Source organism: Streptomyces sp. KR55 (genome assembly GCF_052245645.1).
Taxonomy (GTDB): Bacteria; Actinomycetota; Actinomycetes; order Streptomycetales; family Streptomycetaceae; genus Streptomyces; species Streptomyces flavusporus.
The window spans coordinates 1-6,139 of record NZ_JBQQCE010000545.1; the positions used below are offsets into that span (position 1 = coordinate 1).

Consider the following 6,139-nt stretch of genomic DNA (forward strand, 5'->3'; position numbering starts at 1 on the left):
CTGTCCGGAGCTGCGCCGCAGTCCGTTGTACATGGTCACACCGGCGCAGGCGAAGGGCCCGGCATCCGTGGGCGCCAGCGCGTCGGGGATCCGGGCGAGGGCATCCACCGGTGCGATCACCGCCTCGGCGAAACCGCCGTCGTATGCCCATCCGGGGATCTTCAGATTCACGCACACGATGAAGTCGCCCTGCCGGCAGGGCGTGCAATGGCCGCAGCTGCCGCCGAACCAACCCACCGCCACCCGCTCACCAGCGCGCCAGCCGCGGCTTTCCGCGCCCTCACCGAGCTCTTCGATGCGCCCGGCGATCTCATGCCCGGGAACCAGAGGAAACCGAACGCCCGGAAACGCGGCGTCGACCATGCCGGCGTCGCTGTGACAGATCCCGCAGGCGTCCACAGCCAGCCGTACCTGGCCCGGACCCGGCTGCGGTACCTCACGCTCAACGATCTCGAATGGCCCGCCAGGGGCCGCGACCTGCGCGACTCGATAGGTACTCATATGGATCTCTCCCCGGATCGGTGGCTACAGCCCCGCTGTTCCAGCAGACCAGTTCCGCCCCCATCGCGCGCGCCGAAGGGGAAAGAGCGACAGGCGGTGGCGGCTCGAAGCCGGGGCGGCCCCACGACCAGCGTGCGCGATGCGCGGCTCCCGGACAGGAGTCGCGCATCGTGGTGACACCTCTGCGAGTGTCAGCGGTGACCTCGACTGCTTCGGTCAGTGGCCTCCACCGTTGCCGCCGTGGCCATTGCCGCCGTGGCCATTGCCGCCGTGGCCATTGCCGTTGTGACCATTGCCGTTGTGACCATTGCCGTTGTGGCCATTGCCGTTGTGGCCATTGCCGTTGTGGCCGTTGTCGCCGTGGCCATTGTCGTCATCGTCATGATCGCCATGGCCGTTGTCGTCATCGTCGTGGCCGTTGTCGCCGTGGCCGTTGTCGTCATCGTCGTCGTCCCACCAACGATGATCGTCGTCGTAGTAGTCGTTGTAGCTGTGGTCATTGTTGGTCGGGACGGCCGCCGAGGCCGCGCCCGATGCGCCGATCGCGGCGCCACCAGCCATCAGAATGGTGCTGGCGGACATCGCGATGAGACGCCTCGTGCGAGTTGATCGCATGGCTATACCTTTCCTTCCATCGTCTCGCGCGACTCTCACGCACGAGATGGATGGCCGCGGCCGCAGTAAACGGAGCGTGCGGCGCGGTCATAGGCGTCGCCGCATGACTATGAGAAGCACCTCTCGGCCGCCGACGCCGCTTGTCAGCCGCGCAGGGTTGCGCGGGCGGCGCTACGGTCGCGGTCCTCGCTGTGCAGGTACCTCGCCGGCCGGGGGCATGCCCCGGGTTGCGGCTCTCACTTGTAGACACTAGCCGCGCACCCGCGATGCGGCATCTCGAGACGAGCAAATCTGTTGATACCGCCAGAATTGGCAGCACAGCGGCCGGACGCCGGCTCCGAGCTGCGACCACCGACGGGCCGCCGGCGCCGTCTTCCGCCCCCTGGAGCATGCGCTGCTGACCACCAGGTTTCCCCCTGCCGTGGGGAACGCCATCGTGCCATCCGTTGTCTGACGGTGAATCGGCGAGGCGGACAGGGGCGGTATCTCGCGAACACTTCCGACAGCCCCCGCCGGGCCCGCGCTGCGTTTCCCTCCTCCGCAGGCCTGCGATACACGCACTGCACGGTCCGCGCCGGAGACGATCAGTTCCTGTACGAGACGGTCGAGTTGGGCGTCCCCGGGACGAGGCAGGTGCTGCGCCGCTCCGAACAGGGGCCGGGAGAGGCGGCGTTCGGTGGTCGGGAGGACTTCGGGATCGCTGTGCAGGGCACTCCGCTCTCCCCCTACCTCCCAAGTGCATGCCGCCGTGGCGGAGTTCCGTCGCATGACCACGGGTGAGCGGCCGGGGCCAGGAAGTTGCCGGACGGCGCGTCCAGCCGACGCCCGCCAGTTCAGCACCCGCCGCGGCGCCCGGCGTGAAGGTGATCATGAATGCACGGCTGCCGAGCAGGAACACCACCAGGTTGCCGCCGCTCACCGAGGGTGAACGCAGCAGCCGCGGCGGTACGAGGCTCGACGGTGCGCAGGGTCGGTGCGACCCGGGCATGCCGCGGTCTGCCTCGCCCCGGCAAGAGCGCAGACTGTAGTCATGGGCTTGCGGCGGCGCCTTGCGGATCTGTGGCAGCCATGGCAACCGGGCCACGCGCTGGTGTCGATTCCCCTCGCGCTGATCCTCGTGATCACGGTCGGGGACGTCATGGCCCCACGCGACATCCATCTCGGGCCCCTTCTGGTCGTGGCACCCGCCATCACCCCGTCGTTCACCGGCTCCCGACTCACCGCGCTCATCGGCGCACTGGCTGTGATCGCCCAGACCGTCATCGCCGTGCTGCGTGGCGGGTTCACCCCCAATCACCAGGTGCAGATCGCCGTCCTGACGGTCATCTCGCTCCTGCTGGTGATTTTCTGTCGGCAGCGCGAGCGGCGCGCGCGTCAGCTGGCCCGGGTGCGGTCGGTATCCGAAGCCGCACAGCGAGTGGTTCTACGGCCGCTGCCGCACAGAATGGGCCCGCTGCGGATGGCCTCGCTGTACCTGGCCGCCGAGGACGAGGCGCAGATCGGCGGCGACCTCTACGCGGCGACGCGCACCGCGGACGGCACCCGGCTGATCATCGGTGACGTCCGGGGCAAAGGCCTGCCCTCCATCAGCGAGGCCTCACTTCTGATGGGCGCCTTCCGGGAGGCCGCCCACCGATGCAGCGATCTGGTCGACCTCCCAGGCGCCCTGGAAGGCAGCATCCGCCGGCATCTGTCCGAGCACCCCCCTCACTCCGAGGCCGTCGACGAGTTGCAGGAGCGCTTCGTCACCGCGCTGATACTCGACATCCCCGACGAGGGCTCCCTGGCCCAGATGATCAACTGCGGGCACCCTCCGCCCCTGCTGCTGCGCGGGGACCAGGTGACCACCCTGTACGCCTGCCACCCCGAGCCCCCGCTGGGCATGTGCGAGCTACCCAGGACCGGCTTCGCACCCGACCCGTTCACCTTGGAGGACGACGACACACTGCTGCTCTACACCGACGGCGTGATCGAGGCCAGAGACGCCGACGGGTCCTTCTATCCGCTGGCCGAACGCGTCGCCCGGTGGACCGGCAGCGGTCCCGAAGCCCTGCTGCACCACATCCACGAGGATCTCGTCGCCCATGTCGGCGGACTCCCGGGCGACGACGCGGCCATGGTGGTGATCCAACGCGCGCCCAGACTCAGGCCGGTCCACCACCTCAGGCACAGGATCCACACCAACGGCTTCCACCACGACACAGATCACGGCACAGACGAAGTACCGGCTCCCGGGACCACCCCGCCCCCTCCTGCGCGCTGGGAGTGACCCATGGCCGCTGCCGCGACAGGTTCGCTGCCGGTTTTCATGCGCCCGCCCCGGGACTGGTCCTGGGGCGGGCGCATGAAAACCGGCTGTGGCGTCGGTCGAGCGGTCAGCGGGCCGTGCCGAAGTCCTGCGTCCAGTAGTTGCCGGGCTGGGCGAGGCCGACTCCGATCTCCTTGAAACCGCAGTTCAGGATGTTGCGCTTGTGGCCGGGGCTGGACATCCAGCCCGCCATGACCTGCTCGGGGCTGGAGTAGCCGTAGGCGACGTTCTCGCCGTAGGTCCTCCAGCTGTAGCCGGCGCGCGTGATCCGTTCGCCCGGCTCGGAACCGTCGGAGCCCGTGTGCGACATGTTCTTATGGCTCGCCATGTCCGCGCTGTGGTCCTGGGCGGCCTTCGTGAGCTTCGCGTTCACGGTCACCGGCGAGCAACCGGCCTTGCTGCGCTCGCTGTTGACCAGGGCCACGACGCGAGCCACGGCGCCGGACGCCGGGGCCGCCGCGTCGGTGGTGCTCGGGGACGCGGAGGTGGACGTCTTCGGCTCCGAGGCTCCCGTCGAGGTCGGCGCGGTGGGTGCCTGCGAAGCCGGCGCCGAGGGCTGTGAGGTCCACTCGCGGCCCTGCCACCGCTCCTCCGAGGACGCGTTCTTCCAGTTCTCCCACTGACCGTAGGACTCGGCGCCCTCGGCGCCCTCATCGTTCAGACAGGCCATGGCGGCGGACGGTATGGCCAGCGCGCTCAGTGCGACGGCAGCGATGGCTATGTGCCGGTGGCGCGTCTTCCTGCGGTGCTTCCTCATGTGGACCTCGCTCGGTCGTCGCGGGGGTGCCTCCGGTGGGGTCAGCTCTGCTCGGACGCTGTGCCTGACCTGCGGTGACGCCTTCTGGGGCCGCCATTGTTAAAACCCGAGTGAAGGAGGGGCAACGAGCGCCGCTACTACCCGACGTCGTAGTCGCCGAAGGCCCTTGAAACGAGCGCAGGGGTGTGCTGAACCGGCTCACCGGAGCACGGCAAGGCCTGGCGCTCCGTCAGGAAGCCGTACAAGAGGGGTCGGCAGCGTGGAGGAAGCGAGTCGTATTCATGCCATCGAGTCATGTGCGCTGTATGTCTGCTTCCAGGTGGCAAGTCCCTCTATATCGCCCGGCTGCCATGTACTACCGAACCACGTTGACGCGCGAAGTCCGCGTGACAGATGTCACTGCGAGCCGCTGCAACCATTTCCGAGAACGCCGAACGGGCCCCTCGGTGGAGGGGCCCGTTCGGCGTTGTGGTGAGCGGATCGGTCTGTCGGTCACCCGGCAGGATCGAGCACGACCGGCAGCTCCGCGAGGCCGCGGAAGGCCGGGAAGGGAACCTCCATCCACTTCGCCTCGCCCGCGGGGTCGGCAAGAGTCATCATCGGGAACCGGCCGAACAGGCCGGTGAGAGCCAGCTGCATCTCCAGCCGGGCCAGCGGGGCCCCCAGGCAGTAGTGGCTGCCGTGCCCGAACCCCAGATGGGCGTTCTGCGCGTTCCCCGGCCGCATCACATCGAGCTCGTCCGGGGCGTCGAACTTCTGCGGGTCGCGGTTGGCCGCACTGAGCGCGACCTGGACCAGGGCGCCCTTCGGGATCCGCATCCCGCCGTACTCCACGTCCTCGGTCGCGTAGCGGAACGTCGAGGTCTCCACGGAGCCGTCGTAGCGCACCAGTTCCTCGACCGCCGGGCCGACCAGTTCCGGGTTCTCCTGCACGGCGCGGAGCTGTGCGGGATGGGACAGCAGGTGGTGGACGGCATTGCCGATGAGGTACGCGGTCGTCTTGTGGCCCGCGAACATCAGCAGGAACGCCGTGGAGACCAGCTCGTTCTGGGTGAGCCCGCCGTCGTTGTCCCGGACTGCGGTGAGTGCGCTCAGCAGATCGTCACCCGGGTGGCTGCGCTTGGCCGCGATGAGGTCCGTGAAGTACGCGTGCAGGTCCTCCTCGGCCTTCTGCTGGGCCCGCTTGGACTCCTCGCTGAACCCGGTCTGCGCCACGGTGGTGGACAGGTGCTGCATCCGCGACCGCTCCTGCGCCGGCACGCCGAGCAGTTCGCAGATCACGATGATCGGCAGCGGGAACGCGAAGGCGGGCAGCAGGTCGAAGGGCTCCCGGGCCGGGCACTCGTCGAGCAGGCTCTCGACGATGTCCTGGATCTGCGGCCGCAGCGCCTCCACGCGCCGTGGGGTGAACGCAGAGTTGACCAGCTTGCGCAGCCGGGTGTGCTTGGGCGGGTCGGAGTTGAGCATGTTGTCGTCCAGCGCCACGGACGAGTCACCGAAGATGCTCCGGTAGGCGTCCATGGCCCCGTACATGTCCTTGCTCAACCGCGGGTCCGACAGGGCGGCCCGCGCGTCCTCGTACCGTGTGATCAGGTACGTCTCGTTGCCGTGCGGCGGTTTCATGGGGCAGACCGGCGCCGCTTCCCGGAGCAGGGCGTACACCGCGTGCGGGTTGCGCCGGTACTCCGGGGTGCACCGCTCGGCCGCGGTGACGGCGTCTTGCGTGGTGATCACGGACGACTCCTCAGGTCGAAGACGGCCTCGGCGTTGCCGCCGAGGATGCGCTGCTGGGACGCCTTGTCGACCGGCAGCTTCTCGATCATGCGGATGAAGTCCTCCAGCGGCGCCGCCATCGGCGGTGAGTCGGTGCCGAACAGCATCCGTTCGGGCCCCAGCACCTCCGCGTTGAGGCTCAGGTGCGCCGGGCTGAACGGGCTGGTGTCGACGTACATGCGCTT

6 protein-coding genes are annotated in these 6,139 nt (G+C 68.8%); 1 reads left to right on the top strand and 5 read right to left on the bottom strand.

Going from position 1 to position 6,139, the window contains the following annotated elements; translation table 11 throughout:
• Positions 1-501 (bottom strand): alcohol dehydrogenase catalytic domain-containing protein (locus tag ACTWQJ_RS44740; RefSeq protein ID WP_443312131.1); only part of this gene is annotated, 501 nt, incomplete at its 3' end.
• Between the two features lie 216 nt (positions 502-717).
• Positions 718-1,083: a hypothetical protein gene (locus ACTWQJ_RS44745; protein ID WP_443312132.1), complete on the bottom strand. Its 366-nt coding sequence runs from the start codon at positions 1,081-1,083 to the stop codon at positions 718-720.
• 1,063 nt (positions 1,084-2,146) lie between these two features.
• Here ACTWQJ_RS44745 and ACTWQJ_RS44750 point away from each other — a divergent pair.
• The gene (locus ACTWQJ_RS44750) at positions 2,147-3,385 is read left to right on the top strand and encodes a PP2C family protein-serine/threonine phosphatase (protein WP_443312133.1); all 1,239 of its coding nucleotides are present in this window, start codon (positions 2,147-2,149) and stop codon (positions 3,383-3,385) included.
• 106 nt (positions 3,386-3,491) lie between these two features.
• Here the strand turns inward: ACTWQJ_RS44750 and ACTWQJ_RS44755 are convergent, their stop codons facing one another.
• The 3 genes from ACTWQJ_RS44755 to ACTWQJ_RS44765 form a co-directional block, all read right to left on the bottom strand.
• Complete coding sequence (locus ACTWQJ_RS44755; RefSeq protein WP_443312134.1) at positions 3,492-4,181, bottom strand: CAP domain-containing protein; 690 nt, start codon at positions 4,179-4,181, stop codon at positions 3,492-3,494.
• A 492-nt stretch (positions 4,182-4,673) separates the two neighbouring features.
• Positions 4,674-5,915, bottom strand: a complete 1,242-nt coding sequence (locus ACTWQJ_RS44760; protein ID WP_443312135.1) for a cytochrome P450 family protein — start codon at positions 5,913-5,915, stop codon at positions 4,674-4,676.
• Positions 5,912-6,139, bottom strand: a 228-nt coding sequence (locus ACTWQJ_RS44765) for an amidohydrolase family protein (protein ID WP_443312136.1), incomplete at its 5' end; no start/stop codon positions are given. The genes ACTWQJ_RS44765 and ACTWQJ_RS44760, both read right to left, overlap by 4 nt.

Bases quoted from the DNA above. Each gene is read 5' to 3' on its own strand.
- ACTWQJ_RS44755 (WP_443312134.1), bottom strand. From the start codon at position 4,181: ATGAGGAAGCACCGCAGGAAGACGCGCCACCGGCACATAGCCATCGCT.
- ACTWQJ_RS44750 (WP_443312133.1), top strand. From the start codon at position 2,147: ATGGGCTTGCGGCGGCGCCTTGCGGATCTGTGGCAGCCATGGCAACCG.
- ACTWQJ_RS44745 (WP_443312132.1), bottom strand. From the start codon at position 1,083: ATGTCCGCCAGCACCATTCTGATGGCTGGTGGCGCCGCGATCGGCGCA.